Genomic DNA, 19,403 nt, shown 5'->3' on the forward strand with positions numbered 1-19,403 from the left:
CAAGGGTTCCTGCGGCGAAGATGTAACGGGGCTCAAGACGTGCACCGAAGCTTAGGGTGTGCAGCAATGCACGCGGTAGCGGAGCGTTCCGTAAGCCTGTGAAGTGGAAGGGTAACCGACCATGGAGGTATCGGAAGTGCGAATGCAGACATGAGTAGCGATAAAGAGGGTGAGATGCCCTCTCGCCGAAAGACCAAGGGTTCCTGCGCAAGGCTAATCCGCGCAGGGTGAGCCGGCCCCTAAGACGAGCCCGAAGGGGGTAGTCGATGGGAACCACGTTAATATTCGTGGGCCTGGTGGTGTGTGACGGATTGCGTGTGTTGTCAGCTCTTAACGGATTGAGCTGGCTTCGAAGCAGTCCCGGGAAATAGCCCCACCGTATAGACCGTACCCGAAACCGACACAGGTGGTCAGGTAGAGTATACCAAGGCGCTTGAGAGAAGTGTCCTGAAGGAACTCGGCAAATTGCCTCCGTACCTTCGGAAGAAGGAGGCCCAGCATAAGCGCAAGCTCTTGCTGGGGGCACAGGCCAGGGGGTAGCGACTGTTTAGCAAAAACACAGGGCTCTGCTAAGTCGGCTTCAAGACGACGTATAGGGCCTGACGCCTGCCCGGTGCCTGAAGGTTAAGTGGAGGAGTGCAAGCTCCGAAATGAAGCCCAGGTAAACGGCGGCCGTAACTATAACGGTCCTAAGGTAGCGAAATTCCTTGTCGGGTAAGTTCCGACCTGCACGAATGGCGTAACGACTTCCCCACTGTCTCCAGGACATGCTCAGCGAAATTGAATTCTCCGTGAAGATGCGGAGTACCCGCGGTTAGACGGAAAGACCCCGTGCACCTTTACTGCAGCTTCAGAGTGGCAGTGGAGAACAACTGTGTAGAATAGGTGGGAGGCTTTGAAGCACCGGCGCCAGCTGGTGTGGAGCCACCAAGTGAAATACCACCCTGTTGTTCTTTACTGTCTAACCTCGTACCGTCATCCGGTACAGGGACCCTCTGTGGCGGGTAGTTTGACTGGGGCGGTCGCCTCCTAAAGAGTAACGGAGGCGCGCGAAGGTTGGCTCAGGCCGGTTGGAAACCGGCTGTTAGAGTGCAATGGCATAAGCCAGCCTGACTGCGAGACTGACAAGTCGAGCAGAGACGAAAGTCGGTCATAGTGATCCGGTGGTCCCTCGTGGAAGGGCCATCGCTCAACGGATAAAAGGTACGCCGGGGATAACAGGCTGATAACCCCCAAGAGCTCATATCGACGGGGTTGTTTGGCACCTCGATGTCGGCTCATCACATCCTGGGGCTGGAGCAGGTCCCAAGGGTTTGGCTGTTCGCCAATTAAAGTGGTACGTGAGCTGGGTTCAGAACGTCGCGAGACAGTTTGGTCCCTATCTGCCGTGGGCGTCGAAATTTGAGAGGAGTTGACCCTAGTACGAGAGGACCGGGTTGAACATACCTCTGGTGTACCAGTCGTTCTGCCAAGAGCGCAGCTGGGTAGCTATGTATGGACGGGATAACCGCTGAAAGCATCTAAGCGGGAAGCCTCCCTCGAGATAAGATTTCATAGAGCGGTCGAAGACCACGACCTTGATAGATCGGATGTGGAAGCGCGGTAACGCGTGGAGCTAACCGATACTAATTGCTCTTTTCGCGCTTGAGAGTTTCACACCCCCATCGACAACCCTGGGTTGTCGCAATGCAGGGTGGATGAACATTCCAGCCTTTGACAGTGCACGATTTGAAACCCAATTTCCCCCTTCGCCCACACCGGCTTCATTGCTTGGTGGCCATAGCGTCTGTGACCCACCCGATCCCATCCCGAACTCGGCCGTGAAACCAGACAGCGCCGATGGTACTATTGCTCAAGCAATGGAAGAGTAGGTCGCCGCCAGGCATTGAAGCCGGTGTCGGCAAAGGTACGGAAACCAAAAACCCATTCACATGTCCCCCGTTCGCCCTCCTAAGGGCACCAGCTTTGGCGCGGGGTGGAGCAGCCCGGTAGCTCGTCAGGCTCATAACCTGAAGGCCGCAGGTTCAAATCCTGCCCCCGCAACCAAATCATACAGAAAAAGCCCCGGCGACATACCCGCCGGGGCTTTTCTGCGTCCACACCACGGCCAGCAGAAACAACGCCGGCAGGTCGTCCGTCGTGTCTACTGCCACCGCCCATCCGACGTCGTCAGCACGATCCAATCGATCACGCCGCGGATGATCCGTATGCCTCCAGACGACTATCCTCTGCCGTGTACGCGTCGAGGTCATTCTCGATCTTATCGCGATAGAATTGCGAAAGGCGGGCGCGGAGCGAGTCTGGCGCCTCGTCGTTGCGCAGCACCCGCATCATCGCCCTGAGATCCGACTCGCGTCTCCCAAGCCCATTGCGTTTGCCGCGAACGAGTGCACTATCTATGCGTTACCGATTCGCAGGACGGCCAATGGAGCGCGGCGACGAGTCCGTCGCGCAGCCACGCGCCCAGCCAGCCGCCGGCGATGGCAGCGCTGGCTGCTTCGCCATGCTCGACGGCAAGGGCGGTGCAAAGTGCGCCGAATGGCATGCCCGCCTCCAGCTGAAGGATCGCCGTCGCCTCGGCTTGCTCAGTCGTGCGGAAGCTGGGGTTGAAGCCGTCCCGCCAGAGCAGGATGGAGCAGGCGGCGGGCAGGCGCTGGGCGTCAGGCGGAACGGTGCCGCCGACAAGCGACTGCCACAGGGCTGCAGCATTCGTGGTCACGGGCAGCATGGCGAGGCTGGGAACGAATAGGAAGCGGGCCGTCTCCCACTCCACCGCGCCGATCGCATCTACGGAGACGGGGGCAATGTCTGGGGTGGTGAACGCTGCCGCCAGCGCCCAATCGATCCGCGCCAGCTCGGCGCATTCTGGATCGTCGGGGTAGAGGGCCGCGACGGTATCTGGAAAGTCCGCACCATAGGCGTCGAGCGTCCAAGTGCAGGGCGGGGCGATCTCGATATGCTGTGCGGCGGCGGCAAGGAAGGCCGTCTCGCCCAGCCAGCGCTGCAGCTGCGGAAAGCTTCCCTCGAGCGCGCCGATCAGCTGGCTGCGGTAATTGTTGAGATAGACATCAAGACCCGGACCGCCGCCGAGCCGCGTCGCCGCATCCGGACATTCAGACTGCAGCCAGCGGCCGAAATCCGCCTGAAGCGCCGCCAGCATCACGCCGCCATCTCCAGCGCGGCAATGGCACGCGCGCGACCGAGTTCGGCGAGCAGCTCGGCCAGTGGGGGAATGGCGTCGTCGCGCTCGATCATGGTCGCGACCGGGCCGACGCGCTCCAATGCTTCGGCATAGAGCGCCCAGACGGGATCGGGCACAGGCTGGTCGTGCGTGTCGATCAGCAGTGTCTCGCCGCGGCTGTGCCCGGCAAGGTGGATCTGCCGCACGCGCGCGGCGGGGATGCCCGCCAGATAGGCGTGGGCGTCGAAGCCATGGTTGGCCGCGCTGACGAAGATGTTGTTGACGTCGAGCAGCAGTTCGCAACCGGTGCGCGTGCACAGCGCATCGAGAAACGCCCATTCGGTCATGTCCGCACCGTCAAACGCGATGTAGCTCGACGGATTCTCGATCAGCATCGTGCGGCCGAGCGCGGTCTGGGCGGCGTCGACATTGTCGCACACGGTGCGCAGCGCTTCCTCGGTATAGGGCAAGGGGAGCAGGTCGTGCGACTGGAAGTCGCCGAAGCGGGTCCAGCAGAGATGATCGGAGACGAACAGTGGCTCGACCGCGTCGACCAGCGCGCGCAGGCGCTGCAGATAGTCGCGGTCCACGCCGTCGGCCGAGCCGACCGACATCGACACGCCGTGCAGCGCCACCGGATGGCGTTCGCGCACCCGGCGCAATATGTCGCGGGGGCGGCCGCCGGGGACCATGAAATTCTCGGAAATGACTTCGACGAAGTCGACGGGGACCGACGCCGCAGCCTCCAGAAAAGCGGCATAATGCGGCTTGCGCAGCCCCAGGCCGAAGTGATGCGGATGGGGCATGCCCTTCCTCCTTCAAAACGGGGCGGCCCGGCGGGGAGGCCGGGCCGCCGGGCGCCTTACTTCGGCTCGGTGAGGCTGCCGCCCTGCGCCTTGCAGGCCTTGGCGGTCACCGCCTTGAAGCCCTGGCCCTTGCACTCGTTCTGGCCCTTGCAGTCATGATTGCCCGACTTGCAGTCCGACGTGCCCTTGCAGCTGTTGATGCCGTAGCAGTGGACGACCTTGTCCGCGGAAGCGGCCGGGGCCGCAACGCTGACGCCGGAGAGCGCGACGAGGGCGGCGGTGGCGGCGATGCTGGCGCCGGTCTGGAGCGTGATCATGGCGTGGTTCCCTTGGATGGATTGGTGCCGGTTTGGCCTTCCCTTTACGGGCCGGCGCCGGGGCCGGTTACACACTCACCACCGCAGCACGCGCGGTCCCAGCAACGCCCCAAGCCCGGTCGCCAGCAGGATGCCGAGGCTGTACCAGGTCAGCACGAACACCGCGGCAACTTCGTCGCAGTGGAGGCAGTAGATGGTGGCGGCCCAGGCGCCCGCCGCCAGCCCGGCGGCGGCCCCCGCCGCGCGCAGGTTGGTCGGCGCCAGCTTGCGGAACGACCAGAGCAGCCCGAGGAAGATCGGCACCGCGAGCAGCAGCACCCGCCACGGGCAGCGGTTCCAGCTGCCGCCCAGCCACATCGACAGCCAGTCGCGCATCGGCGTGCGCGACATTTCCGCGATGGCGAGCGCCGCGAGCAGCAGGATCGGCAGCGCCAGCGGCCACAGCATGCGCAGCGATCCGCCCTCCGGCCGGGCCAGCCGCACCGTCGCCGCGACGGCGATCAGCCCGAGGGACAGCGTGTAGATCCATTTCATCCAGAAGGAGAAGCCGAACATCGCCTGCGGAAAGTCCGGCCGCATGCCGAACAATGCGACGACGAGCCCAAGGCTCACCACACCGCCGCCGGCGATGCCGAGCGCAATGCGGCGGCCAATAAAGCGCGGTGGGATGGGCGGAACGTCCGCCGATAGTGACGCGATCAGCCGCTCGGTGCTGACGCTGTCGGGATCGTGCGCCATCATTCGCGCCCCCGCAGCCGCGCCGCGAGCGCCTTGAGCCCGCGATGGACGGAGACTTTGACGTCGGACTGACCGATCTGCGCGCTCTCGGCCGCTTCGGCGACGCTCAGGCCGTCAAGATGCGTGTCGCGGATCGCGCGCGCCTGTTTGCCCGAAAGGCCGGACAGCAGCCGGTCGACATCGACACGCGCGGTCACCGCCTCCTCAAAGCCTTCGGTTATCAGGATCGCCTCGACTTCCTCGATCGGCACCGAAATCCGGCGCCGTCGGAGATGGTCGATCAGCCGGTAGCGTGCAACGGCGTAAAGCCAGGCGGTGAACGGTCGATCGCGGTCATAGGTGCCGCGCTTGGTATGAATGGCAATCAGCGTTTCCTGCACCAGATCCTCGATATCCTCATCCCCCCGCATTCGCCGACGAAAAAAGCCGCGCAGCAGCGGCACGAGCGCGCGCAGCAATGCCGCATGCGCCGCGGCATCGCCGTCCAGTCCCGCCGTCATCCACGCTCGTAGCTCTGCTTCGCTGTGCCGCATTCCCACTCCTGGTCGGGCGTACGTGGGCGAATGGCGGCAGGTTACAGCAGCGGTGCGGAAAAGAAATCGCGGGCGCGGCCAAGCCGGCTTTGTAACCGCGCTTCCGCTCCCAGCGTACGGCGACAGGTGACCCGGCGCCTCCGCCTTCCCCGGGGTCACCGCGCGGCGGCCATGCCCCCTGCGGGCCGCCGCGCGAGAGGCCCCTCGATGGAGTATTCCCATGATCAAGACGTCCGCCGCGCTCGCCGCGACCCTCGCCCTCGCCGCCACCGCCGCCCATGCGCAGCAGCCCAAGATGGAGAAATGCTACGGCGTCGCGCTCGCCGGCAAGAACGACTGCAAGGCGGGTGCCGGCACCAGCTGTGCAGGCACGTCGACCAAGAACTACCAGGGGAATGCCTGGAAGCTGGTCAAGGCGGGCACCTGCACATCGATCAAGACCCCCAAGGGCGACGGCTCGCTGACCCCGAAGGCGTGATGCCTCCGCCCGGCCGCGCGGGTGGCCGGGCATCTTCCCACGCCTGGAGTTAGCCATGCGATCCTTCGCCACACTCTATGCGCGCGCGGGCGACTTCGCCGTGCGCCTGCTGCCCCCATCCCTGCTGCTCCTCGTCGCGCGGCTGGGCATCGCCGCCATCTTCTTCCTGTCCGGCCGCACCAAGGTCGAAGGCTGGCTGACGATCACCGACTCCACCTATGAGCTGTTCCGCACCGATTATGCGCTACCCTTCGCGCCGCCGGTGCTCGCCGCGCATCTGGCGACCTATTCGGAGCATTTCTTCCCGATTCTGCTCGTGCTCGGCCTGTTCACCCGGCCCGCCGCGCTGGCGCTGCTGGGCATGACGACGGTGATCGAGGTTTTCGTCTATCCCGATGCCTGGCCCACGCATCTCAGCTGGGCCGGACTGCTGCTCCCGCTGATCGCGGCCGGGCCGGGGGCGTGGTCGCTCGATCGTCTGCTCGGGCTGGAGGTGCGCCCGGTATCAACGAAAGATCGCTAGGATCTGCGGGTCCCAAAATATCGCGCGGCGGCCGCCCTGCAATTGAGAATGGTGCACCGGGAGCCGGCGGCCACAGCACTCCGGGCTGTTCCGCCCCTCTGGCAACCTCCAAATGCCGGGCCTGATAGTGGCGGTCGGACTCATCGAGCGGTAACGTGGTTGAGCGTTCGCTGCTGGCGCATGGAACGGTTTCCCTTCCGAAACGTTAATTTCTGCAACATGACACTAGGCGGGGAAACCATGCAAAAGGGCGACACGATCGGTTCAGGTGCGACCGCGCTTACCGATGAAGAATTCAAGGATCAGCTGCAGAAGGTGATCCCGCACCTCCGGGCCTTCGGGCGGGGCCTGTGCGGTAACCGCGATACGACGGACGATCTCGTCCAAGAGACCATGCTCAAGGCATGGACGGCGCGCAGCCGGTTTCAGGCTGGCACGAACTTCAAGGCATGGGCCTTTACCATCCTGCGGAACCTTTATTTCAGTCAGACCCGGCGCAAGCGCTTCGTGGGCGAGTGGAACGATCTCGTCGCGGATCGCGTACTCGCCGCGCCGGCCAGCCAGGACAAGACGGTAGAGCTCCGTGATCTGATGCGGGCGCTCCAGCAGATATCCCCTGACCAGCGCGAGGCGATCATCTTGGTCGCCGCGGCAGGCATGTCCTATGAGGAAGTCGCCGAAGTTACCGGCGTGATGCTGGGCACGGTCAAAAGCCGCGTGTCGCGGGCGCGTGCCGCGCTCGAGACGCTGATGACCGAAGGCGTCCTCAACACTAAGCGCCAGGATTTCGCGTCGACCGAGGGTGCCGTAGTCAGTCTGCTTGCATCGCTGAACGCCATCCAGGCGCGCTATGCTCCCGCGGCACGCCCGGCACAGGCGACACCGCTTCCAATCGCGGCCTGACCGAGCGCGGCCGCATTGGTTTCCACGTCCCCCAGGAAGGACGCGGTCCCGCTTTCGTAAAGGGCGGGACCGCACCGTCTTCATCGCTTCGAACCGGCAAGCGGGAGCACCGCTCCGTCGGGAAGGATGACGCTGGGCCTTTCCAGGACATCCAGTAGCTCCGCAGCGGAGGTCTGATTCCCATCTGTTGCGCCGCGCGCTTCCTTGATCGCACCACTGATCGCGGTCGCCATGGCGGCACATTCCACGAGCCCCTGCACAAACGGCCGGCTGCCCAGCAGAAAGGGCAGCGCGCATAGATGCACGCGCTCGAGCGAGGTGTCCTGCGCGCGCATCGTGAGGTCGCCTGCTGGATTGAGGCCGCTGCTCCATGCCTCATCGGCCTCCATCGCGCTGGCGCATAGCTGAAGGCGCAGGGTCGGGAACGGGAAATGGTTCAGCGCGGCCGTCTGGGATCCGCGGGCGTCGAGCAATTCGTCGAACGTACCGGTCCAGCTCGGACAACGGACCACGCAGGTGCCATCGGGCTGAGGGGCGATGTCATATGCTTCGCCAAGCGCCTGCGCCTCGAGGTGGCCGGCGTCGCGCAACGCCAGGACCCGTTCGATCGAGAGATGCGGAACGGCTGCATAATTGTCCGTAAAGACGCGCTTCAGGCCCCTATGAAAGCGGGCGAGATCCGTCTTCGACAGCGACGGGATCACGGTGGCGAACACCTCGTGCGCCTTGAGGATCGCGATGCGCCAAAAGGGGGTATCGTGATGCGCATGCCAGTTTCGGACGTCGGCCAGATTCTGGCGGGCATGGTCCCAGGCATTGCCGGAAGTACGTGCCGCGAAGTAGCGATCCGCGAAATCGTCCGCCGTCGCGTCGGCAAGGCCAAGACCCGTGGCCCAATCGGGCGCGCCCGTCCGGAGCACCGCGACGAACTGGTCGAACAACCTGTCCAGGTCGCCGTCTTCGCCCCGCAGCGACGCGGTCGCACTGTCGGGCGTGAACCCCTCCAGGGCGGGGAGGGGATGGGGAAACCAGTAATCCGCTTCCGGCAGCAGGCCGTTGCGGCTGAGCAGCGTCGCCCGCCACGGGGTTTCGGCCACATAGGTCATGCCGTCACCGCGCGCGACGAACCTGCCGCGCGCTGTGGCGATCGCGGTCACCACGTCGATCGCCGAGAGGGACGAGCCCAGCACCCCGAAGCGTTCGGTCTGTCGGGACCGCCCCAAGGTGGCAGCGGCCTTCCCGGTGCGCGTGGCTGCCGCCATCGTGTCCGCCGCGATCGGGCCATAGCCGGTCGCCACGATAAGCCGGTCGAACTGGTCCTGCACGATGCGGCCGTCCGTGCCGCGCCAATCCACCCGGCAGCCTTGCGGCATCGCGACGACGTCCACCACCTCCGCTCGCCGCTGCACCGAAATTGGCACCGGGCTGCCGGCGACGATCATGGCGAACTGATCGGCCAGCCAGGCACCAAGCGCTACACGAGGAAAGAAGGCACGGTCGTCGCCGGCGCATGCGCGGATGCCCCAGGCTTCGAGCTTTTCGGGAGGCTGTCGCACTGCCCACGCGTTGAGGCTTTCAAGCAGCGGCGGGATTTCGATGCCGGCGATGTTCGAAAGGGCATGCGGCGCGTTGAGATGCTCGGCATAGGCGAGGCCGGGCCCCAGCGCGCAGCTGTTCTCGAACACGACGATATTGCGCGCCACGCCGCTGCGGAGCAGGGCGTCGAGCACATAGGTGCCGGTGGCGCCGGCACCGACAATAGCGATGCGCTCGCCAGAGTCATGGCGATCCTTGGTGCGGATATGGAGAGCCTCTATTTGCGCTGTGCGCCTCGAAGGATTGCTGGAACGCGGCCCGCCGCTGGGAGGTTCCTGCACCAACGTGCATGTCGGGCGCGCCATCGGAACGCAAGCGTGAAGGATCTGGGATGAAGCTCTACCTCGTGGAAATCGGAGGCATGCGCGACGGCAATCTGTTCGAGTGTCACGAGGTTCATACGCTGGTCGCGGCCAGCGAGGAGCAACTGATCTTCGAGTGCCAGTCCCGGTTTGCGGGGGCGATGCGTGCTGCCCATCTCGACGGATGGATCGAAATGGAGCTTGAGGATCGCTCCTCGGAGGGTCGGCGAAGCGGGCCATCGTTCTACGTCGCCGAGCTTGGACGCAATTCGGCGCGCGCGATGCGCGAAGAGCATGATTACCGTTTTTTCAGTGCCGGAAGCCTGCGGGAGGCGGTGCAAGCGGCGCGCCAGGATGCACCGGGGTGGCACGTTGATGCGTGCGTCAACCTCGATGACCTGGCTTGGGAGGCGGGCTACGCGCTGCGCCGCGATCTGTTCGGGGAAGTACCGCAGCCCCGTTCGCAAGCGCGCTACCTTCGTTTCCTGGAGCCGCGATCGGATGCGCTTCCGCGGCCACGTTGAAATCGGCTCGTCGTTTTCAGCTCATTGGAACCGCGCCCGGTTGGTCGAAAGCCCCAACGCCTGAGAGCAAGGTCGAGGATGCGCAGGATGACGAACAGGTGCTAGCCTGAGGTGCGCGCGGGCGCGGTGCTGGAGCATATCCAGGTTGATGACGTGCAAGTCTTGCTACTGGCCCAGCGCCCTGGACCCATCCACATCGGTTGGTACCCGTGCTGATCGCACGGAGCGGTTCCCATGCGCCGCGCGTAAACGCCTGATCGACGGACATCTTCGCCATCTGACCTTTTGAGGCCCCCCCTAGGTCGCCCGCGCGCGGCTGCGCGCCAACCTGCGATGGGCGGGGGGAGACGTGCCGAATGCCGCCTTGAAGCACTGCGCGAAATAGGCCGGCGATAGTCCGCGCAGCGATGCCGCGTCGGCAAGCCCGAGGACCCTGGCCGGCGAACGCAACAGCTGCTGCAGTAGCGACCGAAAGCGCGCCAGCGGCTGCGTGCCCGTGCTGCCAGGCGCAAGTGCGAGGTCGAACCGGCCCTTCAAGGGAAGCAGCAGCACCTCGAGCAGTACCAGCACGTCCGCTTCCGGCGCCTGCACCGCCTGGCTCTACGCCTTCACCGATCGGCGGAGACGGGGCACCGGCTGGTCGCGCGGATCGCCCGCAGCTTCTACCAGGACAGCCCGGGCGGCATCATCGGCAACGAGGACGCTGGGCAAAATGAGCGCCTGGCATGTTTTCGCGACCCTCGGCTTCTATCCCGTCGATCCGATGCGCGACCACGATGTGCGCGGCATCCCGCTGGTCGATCGGGCGACGCTGCGCGTGCCGGGGCGCGCGCCGCTCCACATCGTCCGGATCGGTCGTTGCGACCGGCTCATGCACCTCACCCGCGACGGCCTGCTGCTACGAGCCGTCACGCTCCGGCACGCGTGGCTGGCCGCTGGCGGTACCCTGCGCTTCGACACGGCAACCAGTAGTGGCGCACAATCGATCAGTCGGTGAACGCAAAAAACTATTGTGTATATACAATGATGCGTTATAAAGGCTGCATGCTCGTCAATCGAATCAGTCTTTTCCGACAGGAGCGCGGGTGGTCCCGCAAGGAGCTGGCCGAGATGGTCGCGGTGAACCCGCAGACGATCGGTTATCTCGAACGCGGCGATTACCGCCCGACCGTGGAACTGGCGTTGAAGCTGGCACGGGCCTTTGGCGTGAGCGTGGAGACGCTGTTCGCGCTGGAGCCTTTCCCGTCCCTTGCCGAGCAGCTCGACCGAAAGGCTTTGCTGGAGAACGATCATGGCAAATAGTGACCAGGCACGTGTGGTGCGCATTCACTTGGGCGCGCGCACGGCCCGCATCCTCGGAACCTATGCGCTGCTTGCGATGCACGGATGGTTCCTCGTCAAGCTCGGGCTGCCGAGCGGGGCGGGGTGGCCCGAACTTGTCGCCGGGATGCTGGCCCTGACCGGCATGATCACCAGCATCCTGTTCTTCCTCGGTACCTATGGGGTGCTCGCCAATGCTCCCGATACGATGCTCGACGAGCGCGAGTTGTCCGAACGCAATCGCGCCTATTTCTCGGCCTTCAAATATCTGGTGCTGATGTGCGTGCTGGGCGGGATGGTGCCCGAGCTGATCGCCAAGCTCCTCCACTTCGAGCTGTCGCTCGCGGTGATGAAGAACTTCCTGCTGCTGATGTTCACCACCGCGCTGGTCCTGCCGGGCTTCATCCTCGCCTGGTCCGACCGCTGAGCGGGGCGTCGGGGCACGGTCGAGGTCCCAGAACGCTGTGTCCGGATCTTTGGGTAGGGTGCGGCATTGCCAACTTCGCCTTTCCCATGGCGTAGCTCTTATCGCTTCCACACCGATCGAGCGGGAATATCGTGCCCACCATGACAACCCAGTACGCGCTTGCAACAGCCATCGTCGGCATTCGCCGTTTCAACGCGGCCCGGCCGCTATGACAGGGGTTGCCGACCACACCCGCGCGGACGCAGAGGAATGGGATGTCGCTGCCATTGCCGCCGGCCTTTCCGCCGCCCGGGAGGACTGGCGCGCCGAACACCGCCCGGGTGTGTGCGCAACGATCCGCTTTCCCTCCCGACGACGGCTGGAACTGATCCTCTCGGATCTGTCCGGCGCGCTCTTCCCGCTGCGGCTCGGTCCAAGCTCGGTGCAGGCCGATACCGAAGCGCGCTATGTCGAGCAGGCGCTCGACCGCGCGCTGTCGGCACTGCGCGACCAGGTGCAGCTGGAGATCGTCGCGCGGTGCACGACCTCCGAGGCCGAGGCGAGGGGGGAGGCCGGGCGGATCGTCACGGCCTTTGCGCAGGAATTGCCGGCCATTCGCCGCTTGCTCGATAGCGATATCGAGGCTGCCTATGCGGGGGATCCGGCGGCGCGCAGCGTCGACGAGGTGCTGATCTGCTACCCCGGCGTCCAGGCGGTTATCCCCTATCGGCTGGCACACAGCCTGTATCGGCACGGTGCGCCCCTCGTCGCCCGCGTGATCGCGGAGATCGCCCATTCGCAGACCGGCATCGATATCCACCCGGGCGCGCGCATCGGTCGCAGCTTCTTCATCGATCACGGCAACGGCGTGGTGATCGGCGAGACGGCGATCGTCGGCGATCGCGTGCGGATCTATCAGGCGGTGACGCTGGGCGCGCGCAGTTTCCCGACCGAGACGGACGGCACGCTTACCAAGGGCGTGCCTCGGCATCCGATCGTCGAGGATGACGTGGTCATCTATGCGGGGGCCACGATCCTCGGTCGGGTCACCGTCGGGACGGGGGCGGTGATCGGCGGCAATGTCTGGCTGACCGAAAGCGTGCCGCCGGGCAGCGTGATCCACCAGGCCTTTGCCGAGCGCGCACGTGGGGACGCCTCCGCGCTGCCGCGGGGCAATGTCATCGAGGAAGCCGATCCCGAGGCGCCCCGCGGCCTGATCTGATGGCGGACGGCAGCGGACGTCGATGGTGAGGCGGCAGGCGCTCGCGATTGATCTGGACGAGGCCCCCCGCGTTTGGCAGGTTTTCGCGCGGCACCAATCATCGCGCCTATCGTTACCGCCGTGTGCACGCTCGCCAGGGGAGGATCGACATGTCGCTCATCGTGAATGGGGCGCAGGTATCGGCGCCGGCCGATCCTCGCACGTCGTTACTCGACCTGCTGCGGGAGGAACTGCATCTCACCGGCACCAAAAAGGGCTGCAACCAGGGGGCGTGCGGTGCCTGCACGGTGCTGGTGGACGGCGAACGCGTTCTCGCCTGCCTCACGCTGGCGGTGCAGGTCGACGGCCGTGAGGTCACGACGATCGAGGGGCTGGCAGGGGCGGATGCGCTTCACCCGCTGCAGCTCGCGTTCATCGAGCATGACGGCTTCCAGTGCGGCTATTGCACGCCCGGACAGATCTGTTCCGCGATGGGCATGGCGGCCGAGGCGCGGCGGGGTGTGCCCAGCCATGTGACCGGCGACCTCAGCGCCGAGGTGAACCTGACCCGCGAGGAGATTCAGGAGCGCATGAGCGGGAATTTGTGTCGCTGCGGCGCGCATAACGGCATCATCGACGCGATCCGCGCCACCCTTGCCGCGGAGATTGCCGCATGACGCCGTTCCGCTACGCGCGCGCCGCCGACGTACCAGAAGCGCTGCGCTTGGGCGCCGAGCCCGGGGCCAGCTATCTGGGCGGCGGTACCAATCTGGTCGATCTCCTGCGCGAGACCGTGGCCCGCCCCGAGCGGCTGGTGGACGTGAGCGGGCTGCCCGCGGCCATCGAAGAAACGGCTGCCGGGGGGCTGCGGATCGACGCCGCGGTCCGCAATACCGCGCTGGCCGAGCATCCGGTGGTGCGCACCCGCTATCCGATGCTTGCGCGCGCGATTCTTGCAGGCGCGTCGGCGCAGATCCGGAACATGGCGACGGTGGGTGGCAACCTGCTGCAGCGGACCCGCTGCACCTATTTCTACGATACCGACGGATCGCGCTGCAACAAGCGATCCCCCGGCGCGGGCTGCGACGCGCGTGAGGGATTCAACCGGATCCATGCGGTGCTGGGTGCATCGCAAGCCTGTGTGGCCACGCACCCGTCGGACATGTGCGTGGCCCTGGCCGCGCTCGACGCGCGCGTCCACGTCACGGGCCCGTCCGGTCCGCGCCGCATCGCGTTCGACGATCTGCATCGTCTTCCCGGCGACGCCCCGGACCGCGATACGATCCTTGCATCGGGCGAGCTGATCGAGGCCATCGAGCTGCCGCCGCTCGCGTACGGCGCGACATCGACCTATCGGAAGGTACGGGACCGGGCGAGCTATGCCTTTGCGCTGGTTTCGGTGGCAGCGGCGCTGAAGCTCGACGGAGATCGCGTATCGGACGTGCGTATCGCCTTTGGCGGCGTTGCCCACAAGCCCTGGCGTGCAACCAGGGCAGAGGCCGCGCTGCGCGGCGCGGTCGCGACGCATCAGGCGTATCTGGACGCTGCAGCGCTGGAATTCGAGGACGCCCGGCCGCTCCGCGACAATGCGTTCAAGCCGATATTGGCGGGGCGGACGCTGGCGGCGGTGTTGCAGGCGCTCGCAAGGGGAGAGACCGCGTGAGCATTCTCGACAACGCCAAGCAGGCGGCGCAGGGCCTGGTGCAGAGCGCGATGGAACGCCTGGTGCCGCTCGCACCCGACAGCTTTATTCCCGGCGGCGTGCCCGACCCGCTGATCGCCCGCAAGCACGGCGCGATCGGCACGCCGGTCTCGCGGTTGGATGGGGCGCTGAAGGTCGCGGGTGGCGCTGCGTTCGCGGCGGAGCATCGTTTCGACAACATGGTCTATGCCGCGCTCGCCTATGCGACGATCGCCCGTGGCCGCATCGTGTCGATCGACAGCGCTGCCGCCGAAGCCGCACCTGGCGTGGTCCTGGTGATGACGCACCAGAATGCGCCGCGCATGGCCCCGCCGCCTGCATTCGGCTCGTCGCCCACCGGGGTCGGGCCCGCGGATCTGCCGATCCTGCAGGACGATCGCGTGCATTGGAACGGCCAGCCGATCGCCTGCATCCTCGCCGAAACGCAGGAACAGGCCGACCATGCCGTCACCCTGCTGCGGATCCGCTACGAGGCGGAGGCCGCGACGACGGCGCTGGCCGACGCCAAGGCGCAGGGCATCGAACAGGGCCTGTTCATGGGCCATCCGCTGCTGAACGAAGTCGGCGATGCCGAGGCGGCCTTCGCAGCGGCGCCGCACAAGGTGGACCAGCGCTACTTCACGCCGCGCCACAACCATAATCCGATCGAGCCGCACGCCGCGACGATGGCCTGGCACGGGGATACGCTCACCATCCACGACGCGAGCCAGATGGTGACGCAACAGGCGCAGACGCTGGCCGATGTGTTCGGGCTGAAGACCGAACAGGTGCGGCTCACCTCGCCCTATGTCGGCGGCGGCTTTGGCAGCAAGGGGCTTTGGGATCACCAGATCATCGGCGCCGCTGCGGCGCGGCTTTCGGGTCGCCCGGTCCGCATCGCCCTCTCCCGCGAGGGGGTCTACCGGGTGGTCGGCGGGCGCTCGCTCACCGAGCAGCGGGTGGCGATCGGCGCGGATTCCGATGGGCGCTTCGCGGCGCTGATCCATACCGGGCTCTCGGTCATGACGCCGCACAACAACATGCCCGAGCCGTTCATCCTCGGCAGCCAGGCGGCCTATGCCTCGCCCAACATCCTGCTGAAGGTGGAGGTGACGCGCATGAACGCGCTCGCCAACACGTTCATGCGCGCGCCGGGCGAGGCCGTCGGCACCTTTGCGCTGGAGTCCGCGATCGACGAGCTCGCCGTGCAGCTCGGAATCGATCCCGTCGAGCTGCGCCTGCGCAACGAGCCGGAGAAGGATCCGACGAACGGTCGGCCCTTCTCCTGCCGCCACATCGCCGAGGCATGGCGGCGCGGCGCGGCGCGGTTCGGCTGGGCCGATCGTCCGGCGCCCGCGACGCGGCAGGAGGGCGAATGGCGCATCGGGGTCGGCTGCGCGACCGGCACCTATCCCTATTATCGGATGCCGGGCGCCGAAGCCCGCATCACCCTGTCGCGCGACGGCGAGGACGTCCGCGCGAAAGTGGAGGTTGCCGCCGCCGAAATGGGCATGGGGACGGCGACGACGACGGCGCTGGTCGCGGCGGAGCGGCTCGGGCTCGCGATCGAGCAGATCGATGTCGTCTATGGCGATTCCGCCATCCCCGGCGCGATCATGGCGGGGGGCTCGCAACAGACCGCCGCGATCGGGGCCGCGGTGATCGCCGCGCATGCGGCGCTGGTCGGCGAACTGCTCACGCTGGCCGGGAACGATTCTCCGCTCGCTGGTCTGTCACCGCGGGACGTCGGCTGCGACGATGGCGGACTCGCCGCACTGGCCGATCCCGCTCGCCGGGAGCGGTACGCCTCCATCCTCGCACGGGCACAGCGCGACAGCATCACCGTTACCAAAGCCGGATCGATGCCGCTGGAGACGATGCACTGGTCGATGCACTCGCACAGCGCGTTGTTCTGCGAGGTGGCGGTCAACAGCGTCACGGGGGAGACGCGGGTGCGCCGGTTCCTGGGATCGTTCGACTGTGGCCGCATCCTCAATCCGAAGACTGCCGCCAGCCAGTTTCGCGGCGGCATCATCATGGGGCTGGGCATGGCGCTGATGGAGGAAACCCAGTTCGACGAGCGCAACGGCCGGATCATGAACCCGAGCCTCGCGGAATATCATGTGCCGGTGCATCTGGACGTGCCCGAGATCGACGTGATCTGGACGGACATTCCCGATCCGCACACGCCGATGGGCGCACATGGGGTCGGCGAGATCGGCATCACCGGTGTCGCCGCCGCAGTGGCGAACGCGATCTACAACGCGACCGGCAAGCGGGTACGCGCGCTGCCGATCACGCTCGACAAGCTGCTTTAAGACCGGCCGTGCCGCCGCTTGCCTCTGCATGATCGGTCACCCACGTGCGGGCGGCGCTGAATGTCCGTTCTCGGGATCGCTTTCCGGTGCGCGTGCAATCCGGTAAGGCCCTGTACGCGCGGGCAGTGTCTGGCCTTTCCATCGCAGCCGGATCGCGCCTTGCGCCAGCAATTGATCGACTCCGGCATGGACGATCGGCATCGCCGCGCGCCAATCCGCGGCAATCTCCGGGGATGATCCCGCCGCGACCCGCCGGGCTGCCTCGCTCGGGCAGATCGTGGCCTCCGGCTGTCGTTCGGCGAGCAGGTCCAGTATGGCGGCCCGGGCGGCATCGATGGTCATTTGGGTTTGCGGCCGGTGGTCATCAGATCGGGTTTCGGCGGCGGCTTCCATCCTGGCGGGGGGCTGGTCCGCTGCCGGCTCGTCCCAAGACCCATGGCGCCCGGTTTCTGACGAACCAGGCCCGACGTGTCGGCCTGCTCGGCCTCCGCAGCGCTCGCGCCGCCTCGCATCAGGGTGATGCGATCGCGAAGACGGCGCGCCGCCTCGAAATCGAGGGCGCTCGCCGCAGCCTCCATCCTTCGCTGCAGGTCTTCGATGCTGTCTGTCATCTCGGCGCAACGCATGACGGTGCCTTTCAGCACCCGCAGGCATTGACAAGCATCGATGCGACATCCCACACGAGACCGATCCCCCTCAACGGCAGCTGGCGACCCGGCGCGCCGCCATTTCCAAGGAACGCGCGCATGATCCTCCGTACCATCGGCGCTGTTCTGGGCGCGAGTGCGATGCTGGTCGCTACGGCGGCGCCGGCCATGGTGCCGGACCCGGACCCCGGCAAGAAGGCATGCGTGCAGGAAGCCCGGCGGCTATGCCCTGCGGAAATGAAATCGCTGAGCCGGAAGAAGGTGGAGGCCTGCATGATCGCGAAGATCGACCAGACCTCGCCCACCTGCCACGCCGCGATGCTTCGCATCAAGGCGCAGCGCGAGGACGCGGCTAAGCGCTGACGCCCTCGCCGTAGAGCGCATGGTTCTCGGCCCGGATCCGCACGGTCAGCATCGCGGCGTTCAACAGGGTGAACAGCAGCGCGACCCAGACGAGCCCGAACGTCAGGGGCAGCACCGCGATCTCCGCGGTGACCACCATGTAGTTCGGGTGGCGCACGAAGCGGAACGGTCCGCGCCGGACCAGCGGCGCGTCGCGGGTGACGATGATGCGGGTGGTCCAGCGCGGCCCCAGCGTCGCGAGTACCCAGAAGCGCATCAGCTGCAGCACCGCGAAGAGGGCGAGCAGCGGCAAGGATATGGGAGGCCCGCCGACGGTGAACCACAGCACCGCCAGCCAGGCGGTGTGTAGTGCGACCATGACCGGATAATGCGCGGCCCCCACTTCGCGCGCACCCGCGGCAAGCAGCCTCGCGGTGTTCCGCCGTGCGATCACCAGCTCGCTCAGTCGCTGGAGCGTGACGAAGGCCATGATGGCATAGGCCGCACTCATGCCGCGCACCGCAGCGTGAGCGAGGAGGCGGTGAAGCCCGGCCCCAGCGCGCTCAGCACCGACAGGGGGGGCAGGCCCGTCCGCCGATACCGATCCAGCACGAAGAGCACCGTGGGCGCGGACATGTTGCCGTGATCGCGCAGCACCGCGCGCTCCTCGACGAGCGCGCCCTGGTTGAGCGCCAGCGCGTTCTCGATGGCATCCACCACCTTGGCGCCGCCCGGGTGGCAGATGAACTGGTCGACATCCTCTATCGCGAGCCCCTGGGGCGCGAGCATTTCCTGCATGGCCTGCCGCATTTCCTTCCGCGCAAAGACGGGGATCGCCCGGTTCAGCACGACGCCGAGCCCGGTCGGTTCCGCCTGCCATCCCATGATGTCGAGCGTGTCGCTCCAGGTCTTTTCCGCGCTGCCGCTGATCTGGACGAACCCGTCCTCGCCGCTGCGCAGCACGCACGCCGCTGCGCCGTCTCCGAACAGCGCGGTGGAGACGAGGTCTGCCTTGTCCGCGCGATCGGTCCTGAGCGCCAGGCTGCACAGCTCGACCGCGACGAACAGCACGATTGCGCCCGGCGTGGCGCGCGCCAATTTGCTGGCGAGGCCAAGCCCGGTGGCACCCCCCGCACAGCCCAGCCCGAACACCGGCACCCGCGCGACATCGTTCCGGAACGCGATCCGCGCCATTGCGCGCGCGTCCAGCGTTGGGGTGGCGATGCCGGTGGAGGAGATGGTGACGATCGTGTCGACCTGCCCTGCCAGCACGCCCGCCTCGTCCATCGCCCGCGCCGCGGCGGAAACCCAGAGATCGAGCGCGACCTCCAAATAGGCATCGGTGCGTTCGAGGAAGCTGCGCGGACTGCGGTACCAGTCGACCGGCCTGGCCAGCTGGCGGGTCTGGATGCCGGCATTGGCATAGACCGCGGCAAGCCGCTCGAAATCGCTGAACTGGTCGCCGATCAGGTCGCGGGCGGTGGCCAGTGCGTCGGTCTGCGTCAGAACATGGTCGGGAGTTTCGGTCGTGAGCGAGAGAATCGACACCGGCTGCATGAAGGCTACCGCCTGACTTACCGGCGCACC

24 protein-coding genes, 1 tRNA gene and 2 rRNA genes (1 of these 27 running past the window's edge) are annotated in these 19,403 nt (G+C 66.2%); 15 read left to right on the top strand and 12 right to left on the bottom strand.

Annotation, left to right across the window (positions count from 1 at the left end; translation table 11 throughout):
* From OIM94_RS18490 to OIM94_RS18500, 3 genes are all read left to right on the top strand, one after another.
* Positions 1 to 1,649: ribosomal RNA gene (locus OIM94_RS18490) — 23S ribosomal RNA — on the top strand (it extends 1,143 nt beyond the left edge of the window).
* A 120-nt stretch (positions 1,650 to 1,769) separates the two neighbouring features.
* Positions 1,770 to 1,884, top strand: a 5S ribosomal RNA gene (rrf, locus tag OIM94_RS18495).
* Positions 1,885 to 1,969: 85 nt separating this feature from the next.
* A tRNA-Met gene (locus OIM94_RS18500) sits at positions 1,970 to 2,046 on the top strand.
* Positions 2,047 to 2,187: 141 nt separating this feature from the next.
* On the opposite strand, the gene OIM94_RS18505 is transcribed toward OIM94_RS18500, so the two are convergent.
* The 6 genes from OIM94_RS18505 to OIM94_RS18530 all read right to left on the bottom strand — a co-directional run bounded on the left by OIM94_RS18505 (position 2,188) and on the right by OIM94_RS18530 (position 5,575).
* A complete protein-coding gene (locus tag OIM94_RS18505; protein ID WP_264610069.1) occupies positions 2,188 to 2,334 on the bottom strand; it encodes a hypothetical protein in 147 nt (48 codons plus the stop codon).
* A 58-nt stretch (positions 2,335 to 2,392) separates the two neighbouring features.
* Entirely contained in the window at positions 2,393 to 3,160 is a 768-nt protein-coding gene (locus OIM94_RS18510; RefSeq protein ID WP_264610070.1) for a DNA-binding domain-containing protein, read from the bottom strand.
* On the bottom strand, positions 3,160 to 3,987 hold the full coding sequence (locus OIM94_RS18515; protein ID WP_264610071.1) for a DUF692 domain-containing protein: 828 nt from the start codon (positions 3,985 to 3,987) through the stop codon (positions 3,160 to 3,162). Before OIM94_RS18515 ends, OIM94_RS18510 begins: the two co-directional genes overlap by 1 nt.
* Before the next feature lie 56 nt (positions 3,988 to 4,043).
* Positions 4,044 to 4,304, bottom strand: coding sequence for a hypothetical protein (locus OIM94_RS18520; RefSeq protein ID WP_264610072.1), 261 nt, complete (start codon positions 4,302 to 4,304; stop codon positions 4,044 to 4,046).
* Between the two features lie 75 nt (positions 4,305 to 4,379).
* Positions 4,380 to 5,042, bottom strand: coding sequence for a DUF1109 domain-containing protein (locus OIM94_RS18525; RefSeq protein WP_264610073.1), 663 nt, complete (start codon positions 5,040 to 5,042; stop codon positions 4,380 to 4,382).
* On the bottom strand, positions 5,042 to 5,575 hold the full coding sequence (locus OIM94_RS18530) for a sigma-70 family RNA polymerase sigma factor (protein WP_264610074.1): 534 nt from the start codon (positions 5,573 to 5,575) through the stop codon (positions 5,042 to 5,044). Before OIM94_RS18530 ends, OIM94_RS18525 begins: the two co-directional genes overlap by 1 nt.
* Positions 5,576 to 5,795: 220 nt before the next feature.
* Between OIM94_RS18530 and OIM94_RS18535 the strand changes: the two genes are divergently transcribed.
* From OIM94_RS18535 to OIM94_RS18545, 3 genes are all read left to right on the top strand, one after another.
* Entirely contained in the window at positions 5,796 to 6,053 is a 258-nt protein-coding gene (locus OIM94_RS18535; RefSeq protein ID WP_264610075.1) for a DUF2282 domain-containing protein, read from the top strand.
* 55 nt (positions 6,054 to 6,108) lie between these two features.
* Entirely contained in the window at positions 6,109 to 6,576 is a 468-nt protein-coding gene (locus OIM94_RS18540; protein WP_264610076.1) for a DoxX family protein, read from the top strand.
* Positions 6,577 to 6,816: 240 nt separating this feature from the next.
* The gene (locus OIM94_RS18545; protein WP_264610153.1) at positions 6,817 to 7,479 is read left to right on the top strand and encodes a sigma-70 family RNA polymerase sigma factor; all 663 of its coding nucleotides are present in this window, start codon (positions 6,817 to 6,819) and stop codon (positions 7,477 to 7,479) included.
* Positions 7,480 to 7,559: 80 nt separating this feature from the next.
* On the opposite strand, the gene OIM94_RS18550 is transcribed toward OIM94_RS18545, so the two are convergent.
* Positions 7,560 to 9,356 carry an FAD/NAD(P)-binding protein gene (locus OIM94_RS18550; RefSeq protein ID WP_264610077.1) on the bottom strand — a complete coding sequence of 599 codons (1,797 nt, stop codon included), beginning with the start codon at positions 9,354 to 9,356 and terminating at the stop codon, positions 7,560 to 7,562.
* A gap of 50 nt (positions 9,357 to 9,406) precedes the next feature.
* On the opposite strand from OIM94_RS18550, the gene OIM94_RS18555 reads away from it, so the two are divergent.
* Complete coding sequence (locus OIM94_RS18555; protein ID WP_264610078.1) at positions 9,407 to 9,901, top strand: hypothetical protein; 495 nt, start codon at positions 9,407 to 9,409, stop codon at positions 9,899 to 9,901.
* A 297-nt stretch (positions 9,902 to 10,198) separates the two neighbouring features.
* Here OIM94_RS18555 and OIM94_RS18560 read toward each other — a convergent pair whose 3' ends face one another.
* On the bottom strand, positions 10,199 to 10,492 hold the full coding sequence (locus OIM94_RS18560) for a helix-turn-helix transcriptional regulator (RefSeq protein ID WP_264610165.1): 294 nt from the start codon (positions 10,490 to 10,492) through the stop codon (positions 10,199 to 10,201).
* Between OIM94_RS18560 and OIM94_RS18565 the strand changes: the two genes are divergently transcribed.
* From OIM94_RS18565 to OIM94_RS18595, 7 genes are all read left to right on the top strand, one after another.
* Positions 10,398 to 10,898 (top strand): glycoside hydrolase family 92 protein, encoded by a 501-nt coding sequence (locus OIM94_RS18565; RefSeq protein WP_264610154.1) that lies wholly within the window; start codon positions 10,398 to 10,400, stop codon positions 10,896 to 10,898. The two genes, OIM94_RS18560 and OIM94_RS18565, sit on opposite strands and share 95 nt — an antisense overlap.
* Positions 10,899 to 10,945: 47 nt before the next feature.
* Positions 10,946 to 11,203 carry a helix-turn-helix transcriptional regulator gene (locus OIM94_RS18570; RefSeq protein WP_264610079.1) on the top strand — a complete coding sequence of 86 codons (258 nt, stop codon included), beginning with the start codon at positions 10,946 to 10,948 and terminating at the stop codon, positions 11,201 to 11,203.
* Entirely contained in the window at positions 11,193 to 11,648 is a 456-nt protein-coding gene (locus tag OIM94_RS18575; RefSeq protein WP_264610080.1) for a hypothetical protein, read from the top strand. The genes OIM94_RS18570 and OIM94_RS18575 overlap by 11 nt, the downstream gene beginning before the upstream one ends.
* A gap of 208 nt (positions 11,649 to 11,856) precedes the next feature.
* Positions 11,857 to 12,849, top strand: coding sequence for a serine O-acetyltransferase EpsC (gene epsC, locus OIM94_RS18580; RefSeq protein ID WP_264610081.1), 993 nt, complete (start codon positions 11,857 to 11,859; stop codon positions 12,847 to 12,849).
* A 149-nt stretch (positions 12,850 to 12,998) separates the two neighbouring features.
* Positions 12,999 to 13,505 carry a 2Fe-2S iron-sulfur cluster-binding protein gene (locus tag OIM94_RS18585; RefSeq protein ID WP_264610082.1) on the top strand — a complete coding sequence of 169 codons (507 nt, stop codon included), beginning with the start codon at positions 12,999 to 13,001 and terminating at the stop codon, positions 13,503 to 13,505.
* Positions 13,502 to 14,491, top strand: coding sequence for an FAD binding domain-containing protein (locus OIM94_RS18590; RefSeq protein WP_264610083.1), 990 nt, complete (start codon positions 13,502 to 13,504; stop codon positions 14,489 to 14,491). The genes OIM94_RS18585 and OIM94_RS18590 overlap by 4 nt, the downstream gene beginning before the upstream one ends.
* Positions 14,488 to 16,827, top strand: coding sequence for a xanthine dehydrogenase family protein molybdopterin-binding subunit (locus tag OIM94_RS18595; protein WP_264610084.1), 2,340 nt, complete (start codon positions 14,488 to 14,490; stop codon positions 16,825 to 16,827). The genes OIM94_RS18590 and OIM94_RS18595 overlap by 4 nt, the downstream gene beginning before the upstream one ends.
* Positions 16,828 to 16,863: 36 nt before the next feature.
* On the opposite strand, the gene OIM94_RS18600 is transcribed toward OIM94_RS18595, so the two are convergent.
* Positions 16,864 to 17,169, bottom strand: coding sequence for a DUF3253 domain-containing protein (locus OIM94_RS18600; protein ID WP_264610085.1), 306 nt, complete (start codon positions 17,167 to 17,169; stop codon positions 16,864 to 16,866).
* Positions 17,166 to 17,438: a UvrB/UvrC motif-containing protein gene (locus tag OIM94_RS18605; protein WP_264610155.1), complete on the bottom strand. Its 273-nt coding sequence runs from the start codon at positions 17,436 to 17,438 to the stop codon at positions 17,166 to 17,168. Before OIM94_RS18605 ends, OIM94_RS18600 begins: the two co-directional genes overlap by 4 nt.
* A gap of 135 nt (positions 17,439 to 17,573) precedes the next feature.
* Between OIM94_RS18605 and OIM94_RS18610 the strand changes: the two genes are divergently transcribed.
* Positions 17,574 to 17,837 carry a hypothetical protein gene (locus tag OIM94_RS18610; protein WP_264610086.1) on the top strand — a complete coding sequence of 88 codons (264 nt, stop codon included), beginning with the start codon at positions 17,574 to 17,576 and terminating at the stop codon, positions 17,835 to 17,837.
* Here OIM94_RS18610 and OIM94_RS18615 read toward each other — a convergent pair.
* Positions 17,827 to 18,327 carry an isoprenylcysteine carboxyl methyltransferase family protein gene (locus OIM94_RS18615; protein WP_264610087.1) on the bottom strand — a complete coding sequence of 167 codons (501 nt, stop codon included), beginning with the start codon at positions 18,325 to 18,327 and terminating at the stop codon, positions 17,827 to 17,829. The two genes, OIM94_RS18610 and OIM94_RS18615, sit on opposite strands and share 11 nt — an antisense overlap.
* Positions 18,324 to 19,373, bottom strand: a complete 1,050-nt coding sequence (locus OIM94_RS18620; protein ID WP_264610088.1) for a type III polyketide synthase — start codon at positions 19,371 to 19,373, stop codon at positions 18,324 to 18,326. Before OIM94_RS18620 ends, OIM94_RS18615 begins: the two co-directional genes overlap by 4 nt.
* Positions 19,374 to 19,403: the final 30 nt, after the last annotated feature.

Origin of the sequence: Sphingomonas sp. R1, assembly GCF_025960285.1 — a bacterium.
GTDB lineage: Bacteria > Pseudomonadota > Alphaproteobacteria > Sphingomonadales > Sphingomonadaceae > Sphingomonas.